The following is a 23,510-nucleotide window of genomic DNA, read 5'->3' on the forward strand; positions in this document are numbered from 1 at the left end:
CCTCTCCCTTCAGGGCGGGGCGCGCAGCCGAGGGTTGGGGAGAGGGGCTCTTCAACCAAGGCCGAGTAACTTCCCTGATCTCGCAAAAAAGGAGATCAAGGATGTCCCCCTCATACCGCGACTTCTCCCGCCAACTCCGCAAGGACCAGACCGACGCCGAACGAGCCCTCTGGCAACAACTCCGTGCCTACCGCTTCATGGAGCTGAAGTTCAAGCGCCAGAAAGTGGTAGGCCACTACATAGTCGACTTCATCTGCCTGGAAAGAATGCTGGTGATCGAACTGGACGGCGGCCAGCACCTGGGCTCTGCTACCGATCTGGAGCGGGACGCCTGGCTCTGCGCCCGAGGTTTCCAGGTGCTACGGTTCTGGAACCATGACGTGCTGTTGAAGATGGATTCGGTGCTGGAGGCGATACGCCTGGCGCTCGATTCGAGTTCGCAACCCTCTCCCCAGCCCTCTCCCTGAAGGGAGAGGGGGCCGTTCGGCGCGGGCTGCAATCATGGAGTTAGCCGGCAACATCTTGCTATCAGGATGACGCCGAACATATAGCCCCTCAGGACCAGCCCCTCTCCTTGACGGGAGAGGGGGCAGTTCGGAGTGAAGCGAGGCGATGGCGCTCGCCGGCAACATTCGACTATCAGGATGACTCAGGACATATAGCCACTCAGAACCAGTCCCCTCTCCCTTCAGGGAGAGGGTTAGGGAGAGGGGCTCTTGGCTCTTCAAATCAACCCCAACCCAGCCACCCCAAATGTCACCACCCCGTGACAATCCACCATCCCTTCGTTACCCGGAGCAGGAAATGCCTTGGATAGACTCGGACTACCGCAAGCGCAGACTTGCCCCGAATAACAAGAACAGGTCCTCCCCCATGAATGCGCTCCGCCGCCTTTCCGCCGCTGTCTGTCTTTCCTCGCTTTATCTCGCCACCCCGGCCCACGCCGGCGAAGTCGAAGTCCTGCACTGGTGGACTTCCCCCGGCGAGGCGCGCGCCGCCGAAACCCTGAAGAAACTCGTCCAGGCCAAGGGCCACACCTGGAAGGACTTCGCCGTCGCCGGCGGCGGTGGCGAGGCCGCCATGACCGTGCTGAAGACCCGCGCCGTGTCCGGCAACCCGCCGGCCGCCGCGCAGATCAAGGGGCCGGACATCCAGGAGTGGGGCCAGCTCGGCCTGCTCGCCGACCTCAACCAGGTCGCCGCTGAGGGCAAGTGGGACCAGCTGCTGCCGCCGCAGGTGGCGCAGGTCATGAAGTACCAGGGCGACTACGTCGCCGTGCCGGTCAACGTGCACCGGGTGAACTGGCTGTACATCAACCCCGAGGTCTTCAAGAAGGCCGGCGCCACGCCGCCGACCACCCTTGACGAGTTCTTCGCCGCCGCCGACAAGCTCAAGGCCGCCGGCTTCGTGGCCCTGGCCCATGGCAGCCAGCCCTGGCAGGACGGCACCCTGTTCGAGAACCTGGTGCTCAGCAAGATGGGCCCGGACGGCTACCGCAAGGCCTTCGTCGAGCAGGACAAGGCCACCCTCACCGGGCCGCAGATGGTCGAGGTGTTCAGCGCGCTGAAGAAACTGCGCGGCTACATCGACGCCGACGCCGCCGGGCGCGAGTGGAACGTCGCCACCAGCATGGTCATCAACGGCAAGGCCGGCATGCAGATCATGGGCGACTGGGCCAAGAGCGAGTTCACTGCTGCCAGCAAGGTCGCCGGCAAGGACTACCAGTGCCTGCCGTTCCCCGGCACGCAGAAGGACTTCGACTACAACATCGACTCCCTGGTGATGTTCAAGCTGAGCAACGCCGAGAACCGCAAGGCCCAGGAAGACCTGGCCCGCGCGGTGCTCGACCCGGCGTTCCAGAAGGACTTCAACCTGGCCAAGGGCTCCATCCCGGTGCGCCTGGACGCCGACATGGCGCCCTTCGACGCCTGCGCCCAGCAGTCGATGAAGGACTTCAAGGCGGCCTCCGCGGCCGGCACCCTGGTGCCGAGCATGGCCCACAGCATGGCCGCCTCCAGCTACGTGCAGGGCGCCATCTTCGACGTGGTGACCAACTTCTTCAACGACCCCGCCGCGGACCCGCAGAAGGCTGCCCAGCAGCTCTACGCGGCGATCGAGGCGGCGGCGCAGTAAGCCGCGCGGCGCCTTCCGCCAGGCGCCGCCCCACTCCCAGCCGACCCACTCCGGGCCATCGCCATGGCCCGGACGGCTTCACTCGCACCCGGGAAGACCCATGGCGACAGAAAACCCCACCTTTACCCCCGCGGCGGCCCCGCGCGCCTCGCTGCTCGACGGCCTGCAGCGCTGGCTGCCGAAACTGGTGCTGGCCCCGAGCATGCTCGTGGTGCTGGTCTGCGTGTACGGCTACATCGGCTGGACGCTGCTGCTGTCCTTCACCAACTCGCGCTTCATGCCCAGCTACAGCTGGGCCGGGCTTGGCCAGTACCTGCGCCTGTGGGACAACGACCGCTGGTGGGTGGCCAGCCGCAACCTGCTGCTGTTCGGCGGCCTGTTCATCGTCATCTGCCTGCTGCTCGGGGTGTTCCTCGCCGTGCTGCTGGACCAGCGCATCCGCCGCGAGGGCTTCATCCGCACCGTCTACCTGTACCCCATGGCGCTGTCGATGATCGTCACCGGCACCGCCTGGAAGTGGCTGCTCAACCCCGGCCTGGGCCTGGACAAGCTGCTGCGCGACTGGGGCTGGACGGGCTTTCGCTTCGACTGGCTGGTGGACCCGCAGCGCGTCGTCTACTGCCTGGTGATCGCCGCCGTGTGGCAGGCCTCCGGCTTCGTCATGGCGCTGTTCCTCGCCGGCCTGCGCGGCGTCGATCCGGCCATCGTGCGCGCCGCCCAGGTGGACGGCGCGAGCCTGCCGACCATCTACCTGCGCATCGTCCTGCCGAGCCTGCGCCCGGTGTTCTTCAGCGCGCTGATGATCCTCGCGCACATCGCCATCAAGAGCTTCGACCTGGTCGCCGCCATGACCGCCGGCGGCCCCGGCTACTCCTCCGACCTGCCGGCGATGTTCATGTACGCCCACACCTTCACCCGCGGCCAGATGGGCCTGGGCGCGGCGAGCGCGATGCTGATGCTCGGCGCGGTGCTGGCCATCGTCGTGCCCTACCTGTATTCCGAACTGCGAGGCAAGCGCCATGCGTGACGCGACCTTCAAGCCGAGCCTCGGCCGCCTGGCGGTCCACGCCACCCTCTGGGGCGCCGTGGCGCTGTACCTGATCCCGCTGCTGGTGATGCTGCTGACCAGCTTCAAGAGCCCCGAGGACATCCGCAACAGCAACCTGCTGGCGCTGCCGGAAGTGTTCACCCTGATCGGCTGGGTGAAGGCCTGGGGCGCGGTGGGCGACTTCTTCTGGAACTCGGTTCGCATCACGGTGCCCGGCGTGCTGATCTCCACCTTCATCGGCGCGCTGAACGGCTACGTGCTGTCCATGTGGCGCTTCCGCGGCTCGCAGCTGTTCTTCGGCGCGCTGCTGTTCGGCTGCTTCCTGCCGTTCCAGGTGATCCTCCTGCCGATGTCCTTCACCCTCGGCAAGCTCGGCCTGGCCAACACCACCACGGGCCTGGTGATGGTCCACTGCATCTACGGGCTGGCCTTCACCACGCTGTTCTTCCGCAACTACTTCGTGGCCATCCCGGATGCCCTGGTGAAGGCCGCGCGGCTCGACGGCGCCGGCTTCTTCACCATCTTCACGCGCATCCTCCTGCCGATGTCCACGCCCATCGTCATGGTCTGCCTGATCTGGCAGTTCACCCAGATCTGGAATGACTTCCTCTTCGGCGTGGTGTTCGCCAGCGGCGACGCCCAGCCGATCACGGTGGCGCTGAACAACCTGGTGAACATCAGCACCGGGGTCAAGGAATACAACGTCGACATGGCCGCGGCGATGATCGCCGCGCTGCCGACGCTGATCGTCTACGTACTGGCTGGAAAGTATTTCGTGCGCGGCCTGACCGCCGGCGCGGTCAAGGGGTAATCGGACATGGCAACACTCGAACTGCGCAACCTGCACAAGTCCTACGGCAGCGGCCTGGCGGACACCCTGAAGTCCATCGACCTGGCGATCGAGTCCGGCGAGTTCCTGATCCTGGTCGGCCCGTCCGGCTGCGGCAAGTCCACGCTGATGAACTGCATCGCCGGCCTGGAGGACATCAGCGGTGGCGCCATCCTGGTGGATGGCCGCGACATCAGCGGCATGAGCCCGAAGGACCGCGACATCGCCATGGTGTTCCAGTCCTACGCGCTGTACCCGACCATGACGGTGCGCGAGAACATCGCCTTCGGCCTGAAGATCCGCAAGCTGCCCCAGGCGGCCATCGACAAAGAGGTGGCGCGGGTGGCCAAGCTGCTGCAGATCGAGCACCTGCTGCAGCGCAAGCCCTCGCAGCTCTCCGGCGGCCAGCAGCAGCGCGTGGCCATGGGCCGGGCGCTGGCGCGGCGGCCGAAGATCTACCTGTTCGACGAGCCGCTGTCGAACCTCGACGCCAAGCTGCGGGTGGAGATGCGCACCGAGATCAAGCTGATGCACCAGCGCCTGAAGACCACCACGGTCTACGTCACCCACGACCAGATCGAGGCCATGACCCTCGGCGACAAGGTGGCGGTGATGAAGGACGGCGTCGTCCAGCAGTTCGGCACCCCGCAGCAGATCTACAACGACCCGGCCAACCTGTTCGTCGCCAGCTTCATCGGCTCGCCGCCGATGAACTTCATCCCGCTGCGCGTGCAGCGCCAGGGTAGCCGCCTGGTCGGCCTGCTGGACAGCGGCCAGGACCGCTGCGAGCTGCCGCTGGAGTTGGACGCCGAAGTGGCCGAGGGCCGCGAGCTGATCCTCGGCGTGCGTCCGGAACAGATCGGCGTGGCCGAGAGCGGCAACGGCCTGGTGGACGTGCGCGCCGAGGTCGAGGTGCTGGAGCCCACCGGCCCGGACACCCTGGCCTTCGTCACCCTCAATGGCGCCAAGGTCTGCTGCCGCCTGGCTCCGGACGCCGCGCCGGCCCTGGGCTCGACCCTGCAACTGCGCCTGGACCCGGCGCGGGTACTGCTGTTCGACGCGGGCAGCGGCGAGCGCCTGCGCAAGGCGCCGGGCGGGGCGGGGGAGGCCAAGGTCACCCCGCTGGCCCGGCACAAGCACTGAACGCCGCAAGGCATTTCACCAACGAGGACGTCAGCAATGCATAAGAACAACAAGATCCGGCCCGCCCTGGGCTGCCTGCTCGCCCTGGGCGCCGTCGGCCTGAATGGCCTGGCCTGCGCCGACGAGGCCTTCTCCGCCGATTCGAAATGGGGCCTGGGGGATTGGGGCGGCACCCGGACCGAGCTGCTGGAGAAGGGCTACGACTTCAAGCTGGACTACGTCGGCGAGGCCGCGGGCAACCTGCACGGCGGCTACAACGACGACAAGACCGCGCGCTACACCGACCAGTGGGCGCTGAGCACCCACCTGGACCTGCAGAAGATCCTCGGCTGGCACGGCGCCGAGTTCCAGCTGACGGTGACCGAGCGCAGTGGCAACAACCTCTCCAACGACCGTATCAGCGATCCGCGCGCCGGCCAGCTCAGCTCGGTGCAGGAAGTCTGGGGCCGCGGCCAGACCTGGCGGCTGACGCAGATGTGGTACAAGCAGACCTTCCTCGACGACGCCCTGGACATCAAGGTCGGCCAGTTCGGCGAGGGCGAGGACTTCAACAGCTTCCCCTGCGACTTCCAGAACCTGGCGTTCTGCGGCTCGCAGGTAGGCAACTGGGTCGGCGGCATCTGGTACAACTGGCCGGTGGCGCAGTGGGCGCTGCGGGTGAAGTACAACCTGAGCCCGGAATTCTTCGTGCAGGTCGGCGCCTACGAGCAGAACCCTTCGAACCTGGAGACCGGCAACGGCTTCAAGCTCAGCGGCAGCGGCACCAAGGGCGCGATCCTGCCGGTGGAGCTGGTGTGGTCGCCGAAGGTGGGGGCGCAGCAACTGCCGGGCGAATACCGCCTGGGCTACTACTACAGCACCGCCAAGGCCGACGACGTCTACGAGGACGTCAACGGCCAGCCCCAGGCGCTGACCGGCAATGCCTTCAAGTCCCACGGCAGCAAGCACGGCTGGTGGGTGGTGGCACAGCAGCAGGTCACTGCGCACAACGGCGACGCCTCGCGCGGCCTGAGCCTGTTCGCCAACTTCACCGTGCATGACCAGGCGACCAACAGCGTCGACAACTACCAGCAGGTCGGCATGGTCTACAAAGGCCTGTTCGATGCCCGGCCGAAGGACGACATCGGCCTGGCGGTGGCGCGCATCCACATCAACGACGACGTGACCAAGCACCAGAAGCAGATCAACGAAGTCTCCGGCCTCGACGACTACGACAACCCGCTGTTCCAGCCGGTGCAGCACAGCGAATACGACGCCGAGCTGTACTACGGGGTGCACGTGACCAACTGGCTGACGGTGCGGCCGAACCTGCAGTACATCAAGCATCCCGGCGGCGTCTACGAGGTGGACAACGCCCTGGTCGCCGGCCTGAAGATCCAGTCCAGCTTCTGATGCGCCAAACGACTCGCTCCTGAGGTGCTGCTGTACTTGGCCCGCCCGCCATCACCGGGGCGGGCTTTTTGTTCGTAGGGCGCATAACCGTTCGCGGTTATCCGCCGATACGCCGGGGGCCACAGCCAACGCCCAGGTCAACCTGGGAGCCGCCGGGCAGCGAGGCTGGACGGCGGATAACGCCGGAGGCGTTATCCGCCCTACGTGGCTGACATCCCTATTACCCAGTCATTCCCGCGAACGCGGGAATCCAGCGGCTTTCGTGGTCCGGTTCGCGAGCAAGCTCGCTCCTACGGGGGCTTATTGCTCCCGCGGACGAAAAAATCCGGACATGTGACTGGGGTTCTATGCTTTTCAGGTAGAATCTGCGCTTTTTTCACCAACGTGTAGTAAAACTACATAGATGTCATGCCCCGGGAGCGTCCGGGAAGGGATTGATTCAGGACCTCCGGACAATGCTCGAGCATCCGCTGCAGCGCTTCTTCCATTCCATGCGTGCCAAGCGCCCCTTCGACTGGGTGCGCTTCCAGCGCCGCGACCTGCTGCTGATCGATCACCCCCTGTGCCAGGCGGTCTTCAGCCGCCAGGGCGCGCAACTGCTGCACTTCCGGCCCCAGGGCGAGCGTTCCATGCTGTGGTGTTCCAGCCAGTGGCCGGCGCTGAGCACGGCGCCCATCCGCGGCGGCATCCCGGTGTGCTGGCCGTGGTTCGGCAGCCACCCCAGCGAGCCCGACTGGCCGCCCCACGGCTGGGCCCGCCAGCGCGAATGGCGCCTGCTCGACGCCCACGCCGACGAGAGCCTGGTGCAGGTGAGCTGGCAGCTGGACATCGAGGACTGGCACGTGCGCCTGGACGCGCGCCTGGGCCGCGAGCTGGAGATGGAACTGTCCAGCTACCACGAGGACGACAGCGACTGCCTGTTCAGCTTCGCCCTGCAACCCTACTGGCGCATCGGTTCGCTGCGCCGCAGCGTGGTCCACGGCATGGAGCTGGAGGGCGGCCAGCGCCCGGCTGCGCCGCTGCCCAACACCTGGACGCCGCGGGGCGCGGTCAAGCAGGTGCTGTACAACACCGGCGCGCTGGTGCTGGAAGACGCCGGCTGGCAGCGCCGCCTGCGCATCGACAAGAACGCCGCCGCCGGCAGCGTCATTTGGCACCCCGGCAGCCGCGCGGTGGAGCAGGTGGAGCCGGGCGAGGCCGACCGCTTCCTGTGCATCGGCGCTGCCGGCTACCGCCCCGGCGGTCTGATCCTGGCCCAGGGCGAGCGCATGCGCCTGCGGCTGAAGGCCGGGCTGGTCTGACGGTTTCCGCTGCACGGGGCTTGAGCGTAGGAACAACGGTCTTGCCGACTGCGCCAAGGTGCTCTTCGTAGGATGGGTTGAGCTTGCGATACCCATCGAACCATGGTGATGGGTATCGCTTCGCTCAACACCATCCTACGACGGTGCTCCTCCTGCCATGTAGGAGCGGACTCCGTCCGCGATCGGCCGATCCCCTGCGCCGAAATCGCGGATGAATCCGCTCCTACGATCGTGCCTCCCTGGAGCTATAGGAGCGGGCAGGGCGCCAGAGTCTCTGGGTTCCCGCGTTCGCGGGAATGACGTCGGAAAACACGATTCTCAACCCGTCATTCCCGCGAACGCGGGAACCCAGAAAACAGCGTAGGAGCGGACTCCATCCGCGATTGGTCGATCCCCTGCGCCGAAATCGCGTATGAATCCGCTCCTACGAAATCACCGCGACGGGGCGTCAGTCTTCCTCGTCCAGCTGGTAGCGCGTCGGCACCAGGCTCTCCTTGATCCTGCGCAGGTGCGGCTGGAAGTCCACGCCGCGGCGCAGGGTCACGCCGGTGGCCAGCACGTCGAGCACCGTCAGCTGGATGATCCGCGAGGTCATCGGCATGTAGATGTCGGTGTCTTCCGGCAGCGGGATGTCCAGGGTCAGGGTGCAGACCTTGGCCAGCGGCGAGTCGGCGGCGGTCAGGCCGAGCACCGAGGCGCCGTTGTCCCGCGCCAGGCGCGCCACGTCCACCAGCTCGCGGGTGCGGCCGGTGTAGGAGATCACCACGAACAGGTCGCCGGTGTGCGCCACCGAGGCGATCATCCGCTGCATCAGCACGTCGCTCTGCGCCGACACCGCCAGGTTGAAGCGGAAGAACTTGTGCTGCGCGTCCAGCGCCACCGAGCTGGAGGCGCCGAGGCCGAAGAAGTGGATTTGCCTGGCCTGGATCAGTAGGTCCACTGCGCGGTCCACGGCGCGTGCGTCGATCAGCTTGTAGGCGGCGTCCAGCGAAGCGATGGTGCTGCTGAATATCTTCCGCGTGTACGCCTCGGGGCCGTCGTCCTCGGCCACCGCCTGGGTGACGAAGGCCGCGCCGCTGGCCAGGCTCTGCGCCAGCTGGATCTTCAGCTCCGGGTAGCCGCTCATGCCGAAGGAGCGGCAGAAGCGGTTCACCGTCGGCTCGCTGACGCTCGCGGCCTGGGCCAGCGCGGCGATGCTGAAGCGGGTGGCCTGCTGCGGGTTCTGCAGTATCACCTCGGCGACCTTGCGTTCGGCCTTGTTCAAGTCTTCCAGGCGCGTCTGGATCTGCTCCAGCAGGTTCTTCATCCGTTCTCCTTGGTGGCCCCTGTGGGGCAATCGACGGCCGGGGACGTGCCTGCGGCCAGCGGCGCTATCCTAACGTCAGGTCGGCAGACGACCAACTGGACCGTGCCTTGGGAAAAATATGTTGTTTAATTACTACATTTTTGCCTTAATGGCGCGGTGTATTCGGCAAATGTTCCTCAAAATCTGTTTGGTAACAACAAATGCCTGATGTCCGCGTTCTGCCTTGCACCCTGGCGCTGTTCGGCGCGCTGGGCGACCTCGCCCTCCGCAAGCTGATCCCCGCCCTCTACCAGCTCGACCGTGAAGGCCTGCTCCACGGCGACACCCGCATCCTCGCCCTGGCCCGCGAAGAAGGCGACCCCGCCGCCCACCTGGCCACCCTCGAGAAGCGCCTGCGCCTGGCCGTGCCGGCGCGCGAATGGGACGACGCCGTGTGGGCGCGCTTCCAGCAGCGCCTGAGCTACCTGAGCATGGACTTCCTCGACGCCGCTTCCTACCCGGCGTTGCGCGATGCGGTGCCGGCCGGCCTGCCGCTGGTGGCCTACTTCGCCACCCCGGCCGCGGTCTACGGCGGCATCTGCGAGAACCTCGCCGCCCTCGGCCTGGCCGAACGCACCCGGGTGGTGCTGGAGAAGCCCATCGGCCACGACCTGGCGTCCTCCCGCGAGGTGAACGAGGCGGTGGCGAAGTTCTTTCCGGAGAACCGCATCTACCGGATCGACCACTACCTGGGCAAGGAAACGGTACAGAACCTCATCGCCCTGCGCTTCGCCAACAGCCTGTTCGAGACGCAGTGGAACCAGAACCACATCTCCCACGTGGAGATCACCGTGGCCGAGAAGGTCGGCATCGAAGGCCGCTGGGGCTACTTCGACCGCGCCGGGCAATTGCGCGACATGGTGCAGAACCACCTGCTGCAACTGCTCTGCCTGATCGCCATGGACCCGCCCAGCGACCTCTCCGCCGACAGCATCCGCGACGAGAAGGTCAAGGTGCTGCGCGCCCTGGAGCCGATCCCGCCGGAGCAACTGGCCAGCCGCGTGGTGCGCGGCCAGTACACCGCCGGCTTCATCGACGGCAAGGCGGTGCCCGGCTACCTGGAAGAGGAACACGCCAACCGCATGAGCGGCGCCGAGACCTTCGTCGCCCTGCGCGTGGACATCCGCAACTGGCGCTGGTCCGGCGTGCCGTTCTACCTGCGCACCGGCAAGCGCATGCCGCAGAAGCTGTCGCAGATCGTCATCCACTTCAAGAACCCGCCGCACTACATCTTCGCCCCGGAGCAGCGCTCGCTGATCAGCAACCGCCTGATCATCCGCCTGCAGCCGGACGAGGGCATCTCCCTGCAGGTGATGACCAAGGACCAGGGCCTGGGCAAGGGCATGCAGTTGCGCACCGGGCCGCTGCAGCTGAGCTTCTCCGAGGCGTACCAGGCCGCGCGCGTGCCGGACGCCTACGAGCGGCTGCTGCTGGAAGTGATGCAGGGCAACCAGTACCTGTTCGTGCGCAAGGACGAAGTGGAGTTCGCCTGGAAGTGGTGCGACCACCTGATCGCCGGCTGGGAACGCCTGGGCGATGCCCCCAAACCCTACGCCGCCGGCACCTGGGGACCCCAGGCGGCCGTGGCGCTGATCGCGAGAGACGGGAAGGACTGGTATGGCGACCATTGATCTGAAACTGCCGGCCGGCGTGCGCTGGACGGCCTGGGAAAGCCCGGTGGCGCAGGCCCGCGGCCTGGCCGCCAATGTGGCCGAACAATTGCGCGGGGCCATCGCCGAGCGCGGCCGCGCGCTGCTGGCGGTGTCCGGCGGACGCAGCCCGGTGGCGTTCCTCGAAGCCCTGAGCGGCGAAGTCCTCGATTGGGACAAGGTGACCGTGACCCTCGCCGACGAGCGCTGGGTGCCGGAAGTCCACCCGGACAGCAATGCCGGCCTGGTGCGCCGCCATCTGCTCAAGGGCGCGGCGGCCAAGGCGCTGTTCTGCGGCCTGTATCACTCGGCGCCGAGCCTGGAGGAAACGGCGGCCATCGCCGACCGCCAGGTCGCCGAGCTGGCCCTGCCGATCGACGTGCTGGTGCTGGGGATGGGCGACGACGGCCACACCGCCTCGCTGTTCCCGGCCAGCCCCGGCCTGGCCGAGGCCCTCGACCCGGCCGGCGCGCGCCATTGCCTGCCGGCTTGGGCGCCGAGCGTGCCGCACCAGCGCCTGACCCTCAGCCGTGCGCTGCTGGCCGCCTCGCGGGTGCAGCTGCTGGCGATCCAGGGCGAGGCCAAGCTGGCCACCCTGAGGGCCGCGCTGGCCGCCGAAGACGAAGCAAGCATGCCGGTGAGCGCCTTCCTCCGCGCTCCCCTGTCGATCCACTGGTGCCCCTGAGGCACGGAGTTACCGCAACATGAGCCTTGATTCCCACATCCAGCGCATCGACGCCCTCGCCGAGCGCGCCCGCATCCTGCCGGTGATCACCATCGATCGGGAGCAGGACATCCTGCCCATGGCCGACGCCCTGGCGGCCGGCGGCATCACTGTGCTGGAAGTGACCCTGCGCACCCCGCTGGGCCTGACCGCCATCCGCACCCTGGCCGAGCAGCGCCCGGAATTGTGCGTGGGCGCCGGCACCGTGCTGGACCCGCAAACCTTCCGCCAGGCGGAAGAGGCCGGCGCGCAGTTCATCGTCACCCCCGGCTGCACCGAGGAACTGCTGCAGCACGCGGTGAGCCGCCCGGTGCCGCTGCTGCCCGGCGTGGCCACCGCCTCCGAGATCATGGCCGCCTACCGCCACGGTTTGCGCCGTTTCAAGCTGTTCCCGGCCAAGGTGTGCGGCGGCGTGGAAGCGCTCAAGGCCTTCGCCGGCCCCTTCCCGGAGGTGCGCTTCTGCCCCACCGGCGGGGTAGGGCCGGACAACCTGAACGACTACTACCGCCTGGACAACGTGATGTGCGTGGGGGGCACCTGGATGCTGCCCAAGGCTGCGGTCGCCAGCGGTGACTGGGCCGCGGTCGAGCGCCTGTCGCGCGAGGCCCTGGCGCTGCTCGAATCACACTGAGCTGTCCCACGATCGGACGTGCCCGGCCTTGTGCCGGGCTTTTTTATGGGGGCGGGGAGCTCGGTGATTCCAATCGCGGACGGAGTCCGCTCCTACGACCGTGCTTCCCTGAACCGTAGGAGCGGACTCTGTCCGCGATTCGGCGGATAACGCCGTAGACGTTATGCGCCCTACGACGAGCAGCCTTCCAGATAATCCCGCAACCGCTCCTGCAGATAGGGCACCGCTTCCCCCTCATCCAACCCGAGGTACTCTTCCACCGCCATCAGCCGCCAATACTGCCCCTCGTCGCCGAAGCGGATGGCTTCGAACTCCGCCGCCCGCAGCCGCGCCACCAGGAACCAGGCCCAGGGCGCCGGGCCGTGGGTGGCGCGGTAGCGGCGCTGCCACTCGATGCGCTCCTGGCTCAGGCGGATGGCGAACTCTTCCTCCAGCTCGCGCAAAGCGCATTCGGCCGGGGTTTCCGCACCTTCGCGGCCACCGCCGGGAAAGTCCCAGCAGCCGGGGAAGGGGATGCCGGGCTTTTCGTCGCGGCGGTAGACCACCAGGTGGCCGTCGTGGAACAGCGCCAGCTTGGCGCCGGTGAAGGCGGATTCGTCGCTCAACTCGGTTTTCCCCTGAAAGCGGCGCGAATGGCAAAAGCGGCTAGGCTTTCCCGATCACGGACGGTGCTTTGCCGCGCCCAAGCGCGTATGATGCGCGACCTTTTTCTTCGTTGCATGACACACCGGGAGGTGCCCAGATGAACGACACGCACGAAAACCCAGAAATTTCCCCCGCCGGCGAGAAGCTGCAGAAGGTCCTGGCCCGTCTGGGCGTCGGCTCGCGCCGTGACGTCGAGGCCTGGATCGAGGAAGGCCGGGTCAAGGTCAACGGCGTGGTCGCCAGCCTCGGCCAGCGCGTGGAAGGCCACGACGCCATCGCCGTCGACGAGCACCTGATCCGCCGCGAGCAGGCCGAAGAGCACGTGCGCCGCGTGCTGATCTACAACAAGCCCGAGGGCGAGGTCTGCACCCGCGACGACCCGGAAGGCCGTCCCACCGTGTTCGACCGCCTGCCGCGCCTGCGCAGCGGCCGCTGGATCAACGTCGGCCGCCTGGACATCAACACCACCGGCCTGCTGCTGTTCACCACCGACGGCGAGTTGGCCAACCGCCTGATGCACCCGTCCTACGAGATGGACCGCGAGTACGCCGTGCGTGTGCGCGGCGAAGTCGACGAAGAGATGATCGAGCGCCTGAAAGCCGGCGTGATGCTCGAAGACGGCCCGGCCAAGTTCAGCGACATCCAGCAGGCGCCCGGCGGCGAAGGCTTCAACCACTGGTACCACGTGGTGGTGATGGAAGGCCGCAACCGCGAAGTGCGCCGCCTGTGGGAATCCCAGGGCGTGGTGGTGAGCCGCCTGAAGCGCGTGCGCTTCGGCCCGGTGTTCCTCACCTCCGAGCTGACCATGGGCCGCTACCGCGAGATGGACCAGCGCGAACTGGACATCCTCAGCGAAGAGGTCGGCCTGAAGCCGGTGAAGCTGCCGGAGATGACCACCAAGGCCAAGGACAAGCTCGAACGCCAGCAGCGCAAGCTGGCCAAGCCGCTGGCGCGCAGCGAGCGCCCGGATGCCGGTCGCGGCAATCGCCAGCGCAAGGAGTCCTTCGAAGGCGAGCGTCCGAGCCGCAGCCCGCGTCCGGGCGCCAGCGAGCGTCCGGCCCGTGGTCCGCGCCAGGACTCGGATCGTCCGGTTCGCGGCCCGCGCCAGGATTCGGATCGTCCGGCTCGTGGTCCGCGCAAGGACTCCGATCGTCCGGCCCGTGGTCCGCGTCAGGACTCCGATCGTCCGGCCCGTGGTCCGCGCCAGGACTCGGAGCGTCCGGTTCGTGGTCCGCGCAAGGACTCCGATCGTCCGGCCCGTGGTCCGCGTCAGGATTCCGAGCGTCCGGCCCGTGGTCCGCGCCAGGATGCCGAGCGTCCGGCCCGCGGTCCGAGCAAGGACTCCGACCGTCCGGCCCGTGGCCCGCGCCAGGATTCCGAGCGCCCGGCCCGCGCGCCGCGTCCGGAAGGCCGTGGCAAGGCCCCGGCCGGCGAGGCGCCGCGTTCGCGTCCGGCCAAGCCGAGCGCCGAGCGGGACGAGCGCCCGTCCAAGCCAGTGGCGCGCAAGCCGCTGAACAAGCGCCGCCCGCAGCCGGCCGGCGACGGCATGCGCCCGGGCTTCAAGCGCTAAGCGTCAGGCATGAAAAAAGGGCTCCGCGGAGCCCTTTTTTTCGTCTTCCGGAAAGTCCGCTCAGCCAGCGCAGGCCAGGCGGTTGCGGCCGTCGCGCTTGGCCGCGTAGAGCGCGGCGTCGGCCCGGTGCAGCAGGTCGTCGACGCGCTCGCCGGCGATCAGGGTGGCGCAGCCGAGGCTGACGGACAGCGGCACCGGCTTGCCATCGACGGCAAAGGCCAGCTCCTGGATGGCATGCCGCAGCCTCTCGCCGACCTGGGCGGCGCTGCTGCTCGGTGTGTTGGACAGCAGCACGAGGAACTCCTCGCCGCCGAAGCGGAAGACCATGTCGACGTTGCGCAGGCTCGCCTTGATCGCCCTGGCCACGCAGCGCAGGGCTTCGTCGCCGTGGCTGTGGCCGTACTGGTCGTTGATGCGCTTGAAGTGGTCCAGGTCGAGCATCAGCACCGACAGCGGCTGCAGGCTGCGCCGCGCCAGCTCGACCTCGCGGCCCAGGGCCTGGTCCATGGCGATGCGGTTGCCGGTGCCGGTCAGAGCGTCGCGCAGGGCGGCCTGGATGGCGGCGCGGTAGAGGAGGGCGTTGCGCAGCGGGTAGAGCAGGCTGGCGATCAGGCTTTCCAGCTGGCCCAGTTCGATCTCGTCGAAGGGGCGGCGGCGGCGGAAGGCCAGCTCGCCCAGGTATTCCCCGGCATGGTTGAGGTTGTAGGTGGCGCCGTGGCTGGCCGCTTCGCCGAACTCCAGGCGCAGGTCAGCGCTGCCGTTCTGGTAGCTCAGGTAGTCCAGCGGCAGCAGCGCCTGGATCTCCTGGAAGAACAGGCCCAGGACGCGCTCGGCCTCGAGGCTGGTCTGCAGCTGCACGGCGAGCTGCCGGCGCACGTCCGTCAGGCTGGCCGGGCGCCGGCCGCGCGGGCGGCCGCTCTCGACCTGGCTCAGGCGCTGGAGCTTGGCGGTATCGAAATCGATGGTGTTGGACTGCTTGGGCGGGGCCATGACGCGTGGCGACCTCTGGCGCAAAACGGCGACAGTGAGGGCTGAGCTATTTTCGTGCCAACCCGCGAAAAGTTCTGTTCTGACGGCTCAAGGGACCGTCTGGCGCGGGCTTGGTTCCGTAGGCTGGGAGTGCCCCGGAGGGTGGGATGTCAAAATGATGGCGAATTTTCCGGGGTGGCCGTAGGCGCTTTCCCCGGGCGTAGCCGGAAAACCGGCGGGGCGGCTATCGCGCCGCCCCGTGCCGGTCAGGCCTGGGCGTCGAACGCCTGGCCGTTGACGCCGATGCTGTCCGGGCCCATGAGGTACAGGTAGACCGGCATGATCTCGTCGGGCGCCGGGTTGTTCGCCGGGTTCTCGCCGGGGTAGGCCATGGCGCGCATGCTGGTGCGGGTAGCGCCGGGGTTGACGCTGTTGGCGCGGACGGCGTTGGTGCCGTCGCACTCGTCGGCCATCACCTGCATCAGGCCCTCGGTGGCGAACTTGGACACCGCGTAGGCGCCCCAGTAGGCGCGGCCCTTACGCCCGACGCCGCTGGAGGTGAAGATCACCGAGGCGTCGCTGGCCAGCTTGAGCAGCGGCAGCATGGCGTGGGTCAGCATGAACACGGCGTTGACGTTGACCTGCATGACGCGCATGAAGTTTTCCCCGGAAATCTGCTCGATGGGCGAGCGCAGGCCGAGGATGGAGGCGTTGTGCAGCAGGCCGTCGAGCTTGCCGCATTCCTTCTCGATGGTCGCCGCCAGCTCGTCGTACTGGTGCGGCTGGGCGGTTTCCAGGTTGAAGGGGATGACCACCGGCTGCGGGTGGCCGGCGGCCTCGATCTGGTCGTAGGTCTGGTTGAGGTTTTCTTCGCTCTTGCCCAGCAGCAGCACGGTGGCGCCGTGGGCGGCATAGGCCCGCGCGGCGGCGGCGCCGATGCCGCGGCCGGCGCCGGTGACCAGGATCACCCGGTCCTTGAGCAGGTCGGGGCGGGCGGAATATTGGAACATGGAATCTCCTTCGGCGAGCGACAAGCTTCAAGCTGCAAGCGACAAAGAGCGGCTTGAGCTTGAGGCTTGCAGCTTGTTGCTTGGGGCTGCTGCTCTAGCAGCTACAGAGGGCGCGGTCGAGCACCGCCAGCAGGTCGCGCGGGTGGTCGACGATGACGTCGGCGCCCCAGTGCGCGGGGTTGTCCTCGGGGTGGATGTAGCCGTAGCGCACCGCCGCGGTCTTGGTGCCGGCGGCGCGGCCGGATTCGATGTCGCGCAGGTCGTCGCCGATGAACAGTACCTGCGCCGGGTCGATGCCCAGCTGGCTGCAGGCCAGCAGCAGCGGCTCCGGGTCGGGCTTGCTGTTGGTCACGTGGTCCGGGCAGACCAGCACCGCCGAGCGCTCGGCCAGGCCCAACTGCTGCATGATCGGTTCGGCGAAGCGCACCGGCTTGTTGGTCACCACGCCCCAGATCAGGTTGGCCCGCTCGATGCTTTCCAGCAGCTCCGGCATGCCGTCGTACAGGCGGCTGTAGACCGCGCAGTGGTCCTGGTAGCGGTCGAGGAATTCCTGGCGCAGCGTCTCGAAGCCGTCGGCTTCGGGGTCCATGTCGAAGGTCGCGGCGACCATGGCGCGGGCGCCGCCGGAGACCACGTCGGCGATGCGCTGGGCGTCGATCGGTGGGCGGCCGTGGGCGGCGAGCATGGCCTGGCACACGGCGATGAAGTCCGGCGCGGTGTCCAGCAGGGTGCCGTCCATGTCGAAGAGAACCGCTCTGAGCTGCATCGCCGTCATTCCTCGCGCAGGGTCTGGATCATGTAGTTGACGTCGACGTCGTCGGCCAGCTTGTAGTGCTTGGTCAGCGGGTTGTAGGTCAGGCCGATGATGTCCTTGACCGCCAGACCCGCATCGCGCGACCAGGCGCCCAGCTCGGAGGGGCGGATGAACTTCTTGAAGTCGTGGGTGCCGCGCGGCAGCAGGCGCATGACGTACTCGGCGCCGACGATGGCGAACAGGTAGGCCTTGGGGTTGCGGTTGATGGTGGAGAAGAACACCTGGCCGCCGGGCTTGACCATCTTGTGGCAGGCGCGGATCACCGAGGCCGGGTCGGGCACGTGCTCGAGCATTTCCAGGCAGGTGACCACGTCGAACCGCCCGGGCATTTCCTCGGCCAGCTGTTCGGCGGTGATGCGCCGGTATTCCACCGGCACCCCGGATTCCAGCTGGTGCAGCTGGGCCACTGCCAGCGGCGCCTCGCCCATGTCGATGCCCATGACGGTGGCGCCGCGCTGGGCCATGGCCTCGCTGAGGATGCCGCCGCCGCAGCCGACGTCCAGCACCTTCTTGCCGGCCAGGCTGGCGCGCTCGTCGATCCAGTTGACGCGCAGCGGGTTGATGTCGTGCAGCGGCTTGAACTCGCTCTCGCGGTCCCACCAGCGATGGGCCAGTGCCTCGAATTTGGCGATCTCGGCGTGGTCGACGTTGCTCATGGCGTACCTTCGTTGCAAATCATGGGAAATCGTGGCGCGCAGGCCGACTATGATGCCAGCTTCGCGCGGCGGATGGGCGCGGCATGACAGATTGTCGCAGCCGCGCCCGGCAGTGTTCAGGCGCCGGCGATGCGCCGGCCCCAGGCGCCGACCTCGGCGGCCAGGCGGCCCTCGTCCAGGCGCGTCAGGCGGCCAGCGTCCAGCAGCTGCTTGCCGCTGACCCACAGGTGGCGCACGCAGTCGCGGCCGGTGGCGTAGATCAGTTGCGAAACCGGCTCGTAGACCGGCTGCTGGGCCAGCCCGGAAAGGTCGAAGGCCACCAGGTCCGCGGACTTGCCCAGCTCCAGCGAGCCGATCTCCTGCTCCAGGCCCAGGGCGCGGGCGCCGTTCAGGGTGGCCATGCGCAGTGCGCGGTGGGCATCCAGGGCAGTGGCCTGGCCGGCCACTGCCTTGGCCAGCAGGGCGGCGGTGCGGGTTTCGCCGAGCAGGTCGAGGTCGTTGTTGCTGGCCGCGCCGTCGGTGCCTATGGCGACGTTGACCCCGGCCTGCCACAGGCGCTCCACCGGGCAGAAGCCGCTGGCCAGCTTGAGGTTGGATTCCGGGCAGTGGATCACCGAGCTGTTGGTTTCCACCAGCAGCTCCAGGTCCTCGTCGCTCACCTGGGTCATGTGCACGGCCTGGAAGCGCGGCCCCAGCAGGCCCAGGCGATGCAGCCGGGCCAGCGGGCGCTCGGCGCTCTTCTCCAGGGCCTGCTGGACCTCGAAGGCGGTCTCGTGGACGTGCATCTGGATGCCTGCGTCGAGTTCCTCGGCCAGCATCAGCACGTTCTCCAGCTTGTCATCGCCGACCGTGTAGGGCGCGTGCGGGCCGAAGGCCACGCGGATGCGCGGGTGGTGCTTGAGGTCGTCGTGCAGCGCCACGCCCTGGCGGATCGCCTCCTGGGCGTCGCGGGCGCCGGGCATGGGGAAGTCCAGCACCGGCACGCACACCTGGGCGCGGATGCCGCTGTCGTGCACCGCCTCGCAGGTCACCCGCGGGTGGAAGTACATGTCCGAGAAGCAGCTGATGCCGCCCTTGATCTGCTCGGCGATGGCCAGCTCGCTGCCGGTGCGCACGAAGTCCTCGTCCACCCACTTCGCCTCGGCCGGCCAGATGTGCTCCTGCAGCCAGGTCATCAGCGGCAGGTCGTCGGCCAGGCCGCGGAACAGGCTCATGGCGGCGTGGCCGTGGGCGTTGACCAGGCCCGGGGCGAGCAGCATGCCCGGCAGCTCGCGGGTTTCCGCCGCCTGCTGGCGCAGGGCCTCGGCGCGCGGGGCGAGCAGGGCGATGCGGCCGTCGCGGATGCCCAGCGCATGGTCGCGCAGGACCACGCCGGCGGGTTCCACCGGGACTATCCAGGTCGGCAGCAGAAGCAGGTCGAGAGGGGCTTTGGCGTCGGGCATGGGGCGCTTCCTGCGGCGCGGGAACGGGTGGCCGGCAGTATACCCGAGCACCTTGGCCTGCGGCTCGTTATACTCGCGGGTTTTCCCGGCCCTGGCCGGGCTCGATATCGGCGCGCCGCCCGGCGCGCCCGGACCTGATAGAAGAACGAGGTGTTCCATGCGTGAGCGACTGTTGGCGGCCGAGCGGGTCACGGCCATTGATTGGCGCAAGGGCACCCTTCGTCTGCTCGACCAGCGCCTGCTGCCGCTGGAGGAAACCTGGCTGAGCTACGACAGCGCCGCCGGCGTCGCCGAGGCCATTCGCCAGATGGTGGTGCGCGGCGCCCCGGCCATCGGCATCGCCGCGGCCTACGGCCTGGTGCTGGGCCTGCAGGCCCGCCTGAACAACGGCGGCGCCTGGCGCGAAGCCCTGGAGGACGACTTCCGCGTGCTGGCCGAGTCGCGGCCCACGGCGGTCAACCTGTTCTGGGCGCTGAACCGCATGCGCGAGCGCCTCGAGCGCCTGAAGCCGGGCGACGACCCGCTGCAGGTGCTGGAAGCCGAGGCCATCGCCATCCACGAGAGCGACCGCGAGGCCAACCTGACCATGGCCCAGCTCGGCGTCGAGCTGATCCGCAAGCAGCACTCCGGCCCGCAGAAGATCCTCACCCACTGCAATACCGGCGCCCTGGCCACCGGCGGCTTCGGCACCGCCCTGGGGGTGATCCGCGCGGCGCACCTGGAGGGCCTGGTCGAGCGCATCTATGCCGACGAGACGCGCCCCTGGCTGCAGGGCGCGCGCCTGACCGCCTGGGAGCTGGCCAACGAGGGCGTGCCGGTCACCCTGAATGTCGACGCCGCGGCGGCGCACCTGATGAAGACCCAGAGCATCACCTGGGTCATCGTCGGCGCCGACCGCATCACCGCCAACGGCGACGTGGCGAACAAGATCGGCACCTACCAGCTGGCGATCAACGCCATGCACCACGGCGTGCGCTTCATGGTGGTGGCGCCCAGCTCGACCATCGACATGAACCTGGAAAGCGGCGAGGACATCCCCATCGAAGAGCGCAACGGCCGCGAACTCCTGGAAATCGGCGGCAAGCGGATAGCCGCCGAGGTGGATGCCTACAATCCGGTGTTCGACGTGACCCCGGCCGACCTGATCGATGCCATCGTGACCGAACGCGGCGTGGTCGAGCGTCCGGACACCGAGCGCATGGCCCAGTTGATGAGCCGCAAGCGCCTGCATTGAGGGCGCCCGGCGGGGATAGGTGTTCCCCCTGGCTTGTGGTAAGCTCCGACGGTTCTCAGTGGGGCCTTTTCAGGGCCCCGTCGATTGCGCGGATCATTGACCTAAGTCGTTGATTTGTTGTGAGTCGATGGCGTTCTGATAGCGCTGTCGCACTCCGCCGGGCTCGGGACGGGCGAGGCGGAGTTCCATCTGCAAAAGGAACCAGGCTTCTCATGGGCGAACTGGCCAAAGAAATCCTCCCGGTCAACATCGAAGACGAACTCCGACAGTCCTACCTCGATTACGCCATGAGCGTGATCGTCGGTCGTGCCCTGCCCGATGCACGCGATGGCCTCAAGCCCGTGCACCGCCGCGTCCTGTACGCCATGAGCGAACTGGGCAACGACTGGAACAAGCCCTACAAGAAATCCGCCCGTGTGGTCGGCGACGTGATCGGTAAATACCACCCGCACGGCGACACCGCGGTGTACGACACCATCGTGCGTATGGCCCAGCCGTTCTCGCTGCGCTACATGCTGGTGGACGGCCAGGGCAACTTCGGTTCGGTGGACGGCGACAACGCCGCGGCCATGCGATACACCGAAGTGCGCATGGCCAAGCTGGCCCACGAGCTGCTGGCGGACCTGGACAAGGAAACCGTCGACTGGGTGCCCAACTACGACGGCACCGAGCAGATCCCGGCGGTCATGCCGACCAAGATCCCCAACCTGCTGGTCAACGGCTCCAGCGGCATCGCCGTGGGCATGGCGACCAACATCCCGCCGCACAACCTGGGCGAGGTGATCGACGGCTGCCTGGCGCTGATGGACAACCCCGAGCTGTCCGTCGACGACCTGATGCAGTACATCCCCGGTCCCGACTTCCCGACCGCCGGCATCATCAACGGCCGCGCCGGCATCATCGAGGCCTACCGTACCGGCCGCGGGCGCATCTACATCCGTGCCCGCGCCGATATCGAGGACATGGAGAAGGGCGGCAACCGCCAGCAGATCATCATCACCGAGCTGCCCTACCAGCTGAACAAGGCGCGGTTGATCGAGAAGATCGCCGAACTGGTGAAAGAGAAGAAGATCGAGGGCATCACCGAGCTGCGCGACGAGTCCGACAAGGACGGCATGCGCGTGGTCATCGAGCTGCGCCGCGGCGAAGTCGGCGAGGTGGTGCTGAACAACCTCTACGCCCAGACCCAGCTGCAGAGCGTGTTCGGCATCAACGTGGTGGCCCTGGTCGACGGCCAGCCGCGCACGCTGAACCTCAAGGACATGCTCGAAGTCTTCATCCGCCACCGCCGCGAAGTGGTGACCCGGCGGACCGTCTACGAGCTGCGCAAGGCCCGCGAGCGCGGCCACATCCTCGAAGGCCAGGCGGTCGCGCTGTCGAACATCGACCCGGTGATCGAGCTGATCAAGACCTCGCCGACCCCGGCCGAGGCCAAGGAGCGCCTGATCGCCACCGCCTGGGAATCCAGTGCGGTGGAAGCCATGGTCGAGCGCGCCGGCGCCGATGCCTGCCGCCCGGAAGACCTGGACCCGCAGTACGGCCTGCGCGAGGGCAAGTACTACCTGTCGCCGGAGCAGGCCCAGGCCATCCTGGAACTGCGCCTGCACCGCCTGACCGGCCTGGAGCACGAGAAGCTCCTGTCCGAATATCAGGAAATCCTCACCCTGATCGGCGAGCTGATCCGTATCCTGACCAACCCGCAGCGCCTGATGGAAGTCATCCGCGAGGAGCTGGAGAAGGTCAAGGCCGAGTTCGGCGATGCCCGCCGCACCGAGATCGTCGCCTCCCAGGTGGACCTGACCATCGCCGACCTCATCACCGAGGAAGAGCGCGTGGTGACCATCTCCCACGGCGGCTACGCCAAGTCGCAGCCGCTGGCCGCCTATGAGGCCCAGCGCCGCGGCGGCAAGGGCAAGTCGGCGAGCGGGGTGAAGGACGAGGACTACATCGAACACCTGCTGGTGGCCAACAGCCACGCCACCCTGCTGCTGTTCTCCAGCAAGGGCAAGGTCTACTGGCTGCGCACCTTCGAGATCCCGGAAGCCTCGCGCACCGCGCGCGGCCGTCCGCTGGTCAACCTGCTGCCGCTGGACGAAGGCGAACGCATCACCGCCATGCTGCAGATTGACCTGGAAGCCGTGCGCGCCCAGTTCGCCGGCGAGGAGGGCGATGACGACGACGTGGTCGCCGAGCAGGTCGCCGAAGTGGTGGAAGCCGAAGAGGCCGAAGAGGGCGACGACGCCGACTTCAGCCAGGACGAGCCGACCGGCGCGTACATCTTCATGGCCACCATGAAAGGCACCGTGAAGAAGACCCCGCTGATCCAGTTCACCAAGCCGCGCTCCAACGGCCTGATCGCGCTGAAGCTGGAGGAGGGCGACTCGCTGATCGCCGCCGCCATCACCGACGGCTCGAAGGACGTGATGATGTTCTCCGACGCCGGCAAGGTGATCCGCTTCAAGGAAAGCAAGGTGCGCATCATGGGCCGCAACGCCCGTGGCGTGCGCGGCATGCGCCTGGCCGAAGACCAGCGCATCATCTCCATGCTGATCCCCGAATGCCGCGAGGCGCAGATCCTCAGCGCCTCCGAGCGCGGTTACGGCAAGCGCACCCCGCTGGCCGACTACCCGCGCCGCGGCCGTGGTGGCCAGGGCGTGATCGCCATGGTCATCAACGAGCGCAACGGCAAGCTGGTGGGCGCCGTGCAGGTGCTGGACGGCGAGGAAATCATGCTGATTTCCGACCAGGGCACCCTGGTCCGCACCCGCGTCGACGAAGTCCGCGGCGCAGGCCGAAATACCCAGGGCGTGATCCTCATCAAGCTGGCCGCCGACGAGACCCTGGTGGGCCTGGAGCGGGTGCAGGAGCCGACCGTGGTCGAGGGCGAAATCGTGGACGACGAAGCGTTCGACGAGAATCAAGAAGCAGGCGAAGCCGCGGCCGAGGAAGCGCCGCAGGCCAGCGAAGACTGATTA

The 23,510-nt window shown here is 67.7% G+C and carries 20 protein-coding genes; 13 read left to right on the forward strand and 7 right to left on the reverse strand.

Going from position 1 to position 23,510, the window contains the following annotated elements:
- Window positions 1–101: 101 nt before the first annotated feature.
- From ACTWJ5_RS08245 to ACTWJ5_RS08275, 7 genes are all read left to right on the forward strand, one after another.
- Window positions 102–467 (forward strand): endonuclease domain-containing protein, encoded by a 366-nt coding sequence (locus tag ACTWJ5_RS08245; protein ID WP_444438117.1) that lies wholly within the window; start codon window positions 102–104, stop codon window positions 465–467.
- Window positions 468–873: 406 nt separating this feature from the next.
- The gene (locus tag ACTWJ5_RS08250; RefSeq protein WP_043267604.1) at window positions 874–2,133 is read left to right on the forward strand and encodes an ABC transporter substrate-binding protein; all 1,260 of its coding nucleotides are present in this window, start codon (window positions 874–876) and stop codon (window positions 2,131–2,133) included.
- Between the two features lie 100 nt (window positions 2,134–2,233).
- Window positions 2,234–3,160 (forward strand): carbohydrate ABC transporter permease, encoded by a 927-nt coding sequence (locus ACTWJ5_RS08255; RefSeq protein ID WP_051878441.1) that lies wholly within the window; start codon window positions 2,234–2,236, stop codon window positions 3,158–3,160.
- Window positions 3,153–3,992: a carbohydrate ABC transporter permease gene (locus tag ACTWJ5_RS08260; protein WP_058488833.1), complete on the forward strand. Its 840-nt coding sequence runs from the start codon at window positions 3,153–3,155 to the stop codon at window positions 3,990–3,992. The genes ACTWJ5_RS08255 and ACTWJ5_RS08260 overlap by 8 nt, the downstream gene beginning before the upstream one ends.
- A gap of 6 nt (window positions 3,993–3,998) precedes the next feature.
- Complete coding sequence (locus ACTWJ5_RS08265; protein ID WP_444438119.1) at window positions 3,999–5,153, forward strand: ABC transporter ATP-binding protein; 1,155 nt, start codon at window positions 3,999–4,001, stop codon at window positions 5,151–5,153.
- A 36-nt stretch (window positions 5,154–5,189) separates the two neighbouring features.
- Window positions 5,190–6,545, forward strand: a complete 1,356-nt coding sequence (locus ACTWJ5_RS08270; RefSeq protein ID WP_444438120.1) for a carbohydrate porin — start codon at window positions 5,190–5,192, stop codon at window positions 6,543–6,545.
- Between the two features lie 455 nt (window positions 6,546–7,000).
- On the forward strand, window positions 7,001–7,846 hold the full coding sequence (locus ACTWJ5_RS08275) for a D-hexose-6-phosphate mutarotase (RefSeq protein ID WP_009620929.1): 846 nt from the start codon (window positions 7,001–7,003) through the stop codon (window positions 7,844–7,846).
- A 448-nt stretch (window positions 7,847–8,294) separates the two neighbouring features.
- Here ACTWJ5_RS08275 and ACTWJ5_RS08280 read toward each other — a convergent pair whose 3' ends face one another.
- Entirely contained in the window at window positions 8,295–9,152 is an 858-nt protein-coding gene (locus tag ACTWJ5_RS08280; protein ID WP_074976263.1) for a MurR/RpiR family transcriptional regulator, read from the reverse strand.
- Between the two features lie 200 nt (window positions 9,153–9,352).
- On the opposite strand from ACTWJ5_RS08280, the gene zwf reads away from it, so the two are divergent.
- The 3 genes from zwf to ACTWJ5_RS08295 are packed head-to-tail and all read left to right on the forward strand — an operon-like array spanning window position 9,353 to window position 12,195.
- A complete protein-coding gene (gene zwf / locus ACTWJ5_RS08285; RefSeq protein ID WP_074976260.1) occupies window positions 9,353–10,822 on the forward strand; it encodes a glucose-6-phosphate dehydrogenase in 1,470 nt (489 codons plus the stop codon).
- Window positions 10,809–11,525, forward strand: a complete 717-nt coding sequence (pgl, locus tag ACTWJ5_RS08290) for a 6-phosphogluconolactonase (RefSeq protein ID WP_444438123.1) — start codon at window positions 10,809–10,811, stop codon at window positions 11,523–11,525. The genes zwf and pgl overlap by 14 nt, the downstream gene beginning before the upstream one ends.
- A 19-nt stretch (window positions 11,526–11,544) precedes the next feature.
- Window positions 11,545–12,195, forward strand: coding sequence for a bifunctional 4-hydroxy-2-oxoglutarate aldolase/2-dehydro-3-deoxy-phosphogluconate aldolase (locus tag ACTWJ5_RS08295; RefSeq protein WP_074976254.1), 651 nt, complete (start codon window positions 11,545–11,547; stop codon window positions 12,193–12,195).
- A 170-nt stretch (window positions 12,196–12,365) separates the two neighbouring features.
- Here the strand turns inward: ACTWJ5_RS08295 and ACTWJ5_RS08300 are convergent, their stop codons facing one another.
- Entirely contained in the window at window positions 12,366–12,800 is a 435-nt protein-coding gene (locus ACTWJ5_RS08300; protein ID WP_074976252.1) for an NUDIX hydrolase, read from the reverse strand.
- Window positions 12,801–12,937: 137 nt separating this feature from the next.
- Between ACTWJ5_RS08300 and rluB the strand changes: the two genes are divergently transcribed.
- Window positions 12,938–14,410, forward strand: a complete 1,473-nt coding sequence (gene rluB, locus ACTWJ5_RS08305; RefSeq protein ID WP_444438126.1) for a 23S rRNA pseudouridine(2605) synthase RluB — start codon at window positions 12,938–12,940, stop codon at window positions 14,408–14,410.
- 60 nt (window positions 14,411–14,470) lie between these two features.
- Here rluB and ACTWJ5_RS08310 read toward each other — a convergent pair whose 3' ends face one another.
- The 5 genes from ACTWJ5_RS08310 to ACTWJ5_RS08330 form a co-directional block, all read right to left on the reverse strand.
- The gene (locus ACTWJ5_RS08310) at window positions 14,471–15,400 is read right to left on the reverse strand and encodes a GGDEF domain-containing protein (protein WP_444438128.1); all 930 of its coding nucleotides are present in this window, start codon (window positions 15,398–15,400) and stop codon (window positions 14,471–14,473) included.
- A gap of 245 nt (window positions 15,401–15,645) precedes the next feature.
- A complete protein-coding gene (locus tag ACTWJ5_RS08315; protein ID WP_074976243.1) occupies window positions 15,646–16,389 on the reverse strand; it encodes a YciK family oxidoreductase in 744 nt (247 codons plus the stop codon).
- A gap of 94 nt (window positions 16,390–16,483) precedes the next feature.
- The gene (mupP, locus tag ACTWJ5_RS08320) at window positions 16,484–17,164 is read right to left on the reverse strand and encodes an N-acetylmuramic acid 6-phosphate phosphatase MupP (RefSeq protein WP_135499859.1); all 681 of its coding nucleotides are present in this window, start codon (window positions 17,162–17,164) and stop codon (window positions 16,484–16,486) included.
- The gene (ubiG, locus tag ACTWJ5_RS08325; protein WP_249919165.1) at window positions 17,161–17,859 is read right to left on the reverse strand and encodes a bifunctional 2-polyprenyl-6-hydroxyphenol methylase/3-demethylubiquinol 3-O-methyltransferase UbiG; all 699 of its coding nucleotides are present in this window, start codon (window positions 17,857–17,859) and stop codon (window positions 17,161–17,163) included. The genes mupP and ubiG overlap by 4 nt, the downstream gene beginning before the upstream one ends.
- 116 nt (window positions 17,860–17,975) lie before the next feature.
- Window positions 17,976–19,301, reverse strand: a complete 1,326-nt coding sequence (locus ACTWJ5_RS08330; protein ID WP_116425685.1) for a TRZ/ATZ family hydrolase — start codon at window positions 19,299–19,301, stop codon at window positions 17,976–17,978.
- A 157-nt stretch (window positions 19,302–19,458) separates the two neighbouring features.
- Between ACTWJ5_RS08330 and mtnA the strand changes: the two genes are divergently transcribed.
- Together mtnA and gyrA are read left to right on the forward strand one after the other, a co-directional pair.
- Window positions 19,459–20,535: an S-methyl-5-thioribose-1-phosphate isomerase gene (mtnA, locus tag ACTWJ5_RS08335; protein ID WP_043267580.1), complete on the forward strand. Its 1,077-nt coding sequence runs from the start codon at window positions 19,459–19,461 to the stop codon at window positions 20,533–20,535.
- Window positions 20,536–20,747: 212 nt separating this feature from the next.
- Window positions 20,748–23,507, forward strand: a complete 2,760-nt coding sequence (gene gyrA / locus ACTWJ5_RS08340) for a DNA gyrase subunit A (protein WP_074976235.1) — start codon at window positions 20,748–20,750, stop codon at window positions 23,505–23,507.
- Window positions 23,508–23,510: the final 3 nt, after the last annotated feature.

Origin of the sequence: Pseudomonas sp. A6 (genome assembly GCF_052367875.1) — a bacterium.
GTDB lineage: Bacteria > Pseudomonadota > Gammaproteobacteria > Pseudomonadales > Pseudomonadaceae > Pseudomonas > Pseudomonas citronellolis.

What these genes read in the sequence shown, in the direction of transcription:
- ACTWJ5_RS08295 (WP_074976254.1), top strand. Translation starts at nt 11,545, where the DNA reads ATGAGCCTTGATTCCCACATCCAGCGCATCGACGCCCTCGCCGAGCGC.
- ACTWJ5_RS08330 (WP_116425685.1), bottom strand. Translation starts at nt 19,301, where the DNA reads ATGCCCGACGCCAAAGCCCCTCTCGACCTGCTTCTGCTGCCGACCTGG.
- ACTWJ5_RS08275 (WP_009620929.1), top strand. Translation starts at nt 7,001, where the DNA reads ATGCTCGAGCATCCGCTGCAGCGCTTCTTCCATTCCATGCGTGCCAAG.
- rluB (WP_444438126.1), top strand. Translation starts at nt 12,938, where the DNA reads ATGAACGACACGCACGAAAACCCAGAAATTTCCCCCGCCGGCGAGAAG.
- zwf (WP_074976260.1), top strand. Translation starts at nt 9,353, where the DNA reads ATGCCTGATGTCCGCGTTCTGCCTTGCACCCTGGCGCTGTTCGGCGCG.
- ACTWJ5_RS08260 (WP_058488833.1), top strand. Translation starts at nt 3,153, where the DNA reads ATGCGTGACGCGACCTTCAAGCCGAGCCTCGGCCGCCTGGCGGTCCAC.
- ACTWJ5_RS08255 (WP_051878441.1), top strand. Translation starts at nt 2,234, where the DNA reads ATGGCGACAGAAAACCCCACCTTTACCCCCGCGGCGGCCCCGCGCGCC.
- mupP (WP_135499859.1), bottom strand. Translation starts at nt 17,164, where the DNA reads ATGACGGCGATGCAGCTCAGAGCGGTTCTCTTCGACATGGACGGCACC.
- ACTWJ5_RS08245 (WP_444438117.1), top strand. Translation starts at nt 102, where the DNA reads ATGTCCCCCTCATACCGCGACTTCTCCCGCCAACTCCGCAAGGACCAG.
- gyrA (WP_074976235.1), top strand. Translation starts at nt 20,748, where the DNA reads ATGGGCGAACTGGCCAAAGAAATCCTCCCGGTCAACATCGAAGACGAA.
- ubiG (WP_249919165.1), bottom strand. Translation starts at nt 17,859, where the DNA reads ATGAGCAACGTCGACCACGCCGAGATCGCCAAATTCGAGGCACTGGCC.
- ACTWJ5_RS08270 (WP_444438120.1), top strand. Translation starts at nt 5,190, where the DNA reads ATGCATAAGAACAACAAGATCCGGCCCGCCCTGGGCTGCCTGCTCGCC.
- pgl (WP_444438123.1), top strand. Translation starts at nt 10,809, where the DNA reads ATGGCGACCATTGATCTGAAACTGCCGGCCGGCGTGCGCTGGACGGCC.
- ACTWJ5_RS08280 (WP_074976263.1), bottom strand. Translation starts at nt 9,152, where the DNA reads ATGAAGAACCTGCTGGAGCAGATCCAGACGCGCCTGGAAGACTTGAAC.
- ACTWJ5_RS08310 (WP_444438128.1), bottom strand. Translation starts at nt 15,400, where the DNA reads ATGGCCCCGCCCAAGCAGTCCAACACCATCGATTTCGATACCGCCAAG.
- ACTWJ5_RS08265 (WP_444438119.1), top strand. Translation starts at nt 3,999, where the DNA reads ATGGCAACACTCGAACTGCGCAACCTGCACAAGTCCTACGGCAGCGGC.
- ACTWJ5_RS08250 (WP_043267604.1), top strand. Translation starts at nt 874, where the DNA reads ATGAATGCGCTCCGCCGCCTTTCCGCCGCTGTCTGTCTTTCCTCGCTT.
- mtnA (WP_043267580.1), top strand. Translation starts at nt 19,459, where the DNA reads ATGCGTGAGCGACTGTTGGCGGCCGAGCGGGTCACGGCCATTGATTGG.
- ACTWJ5_RS08315 (WP_074976243.1), bottom strand. Translation starts at nt 16,389, where the DNA reads ATGTTCCAATATTCCGCCCGCCCCGACCTGCTCAAGGACCGGGTGATC.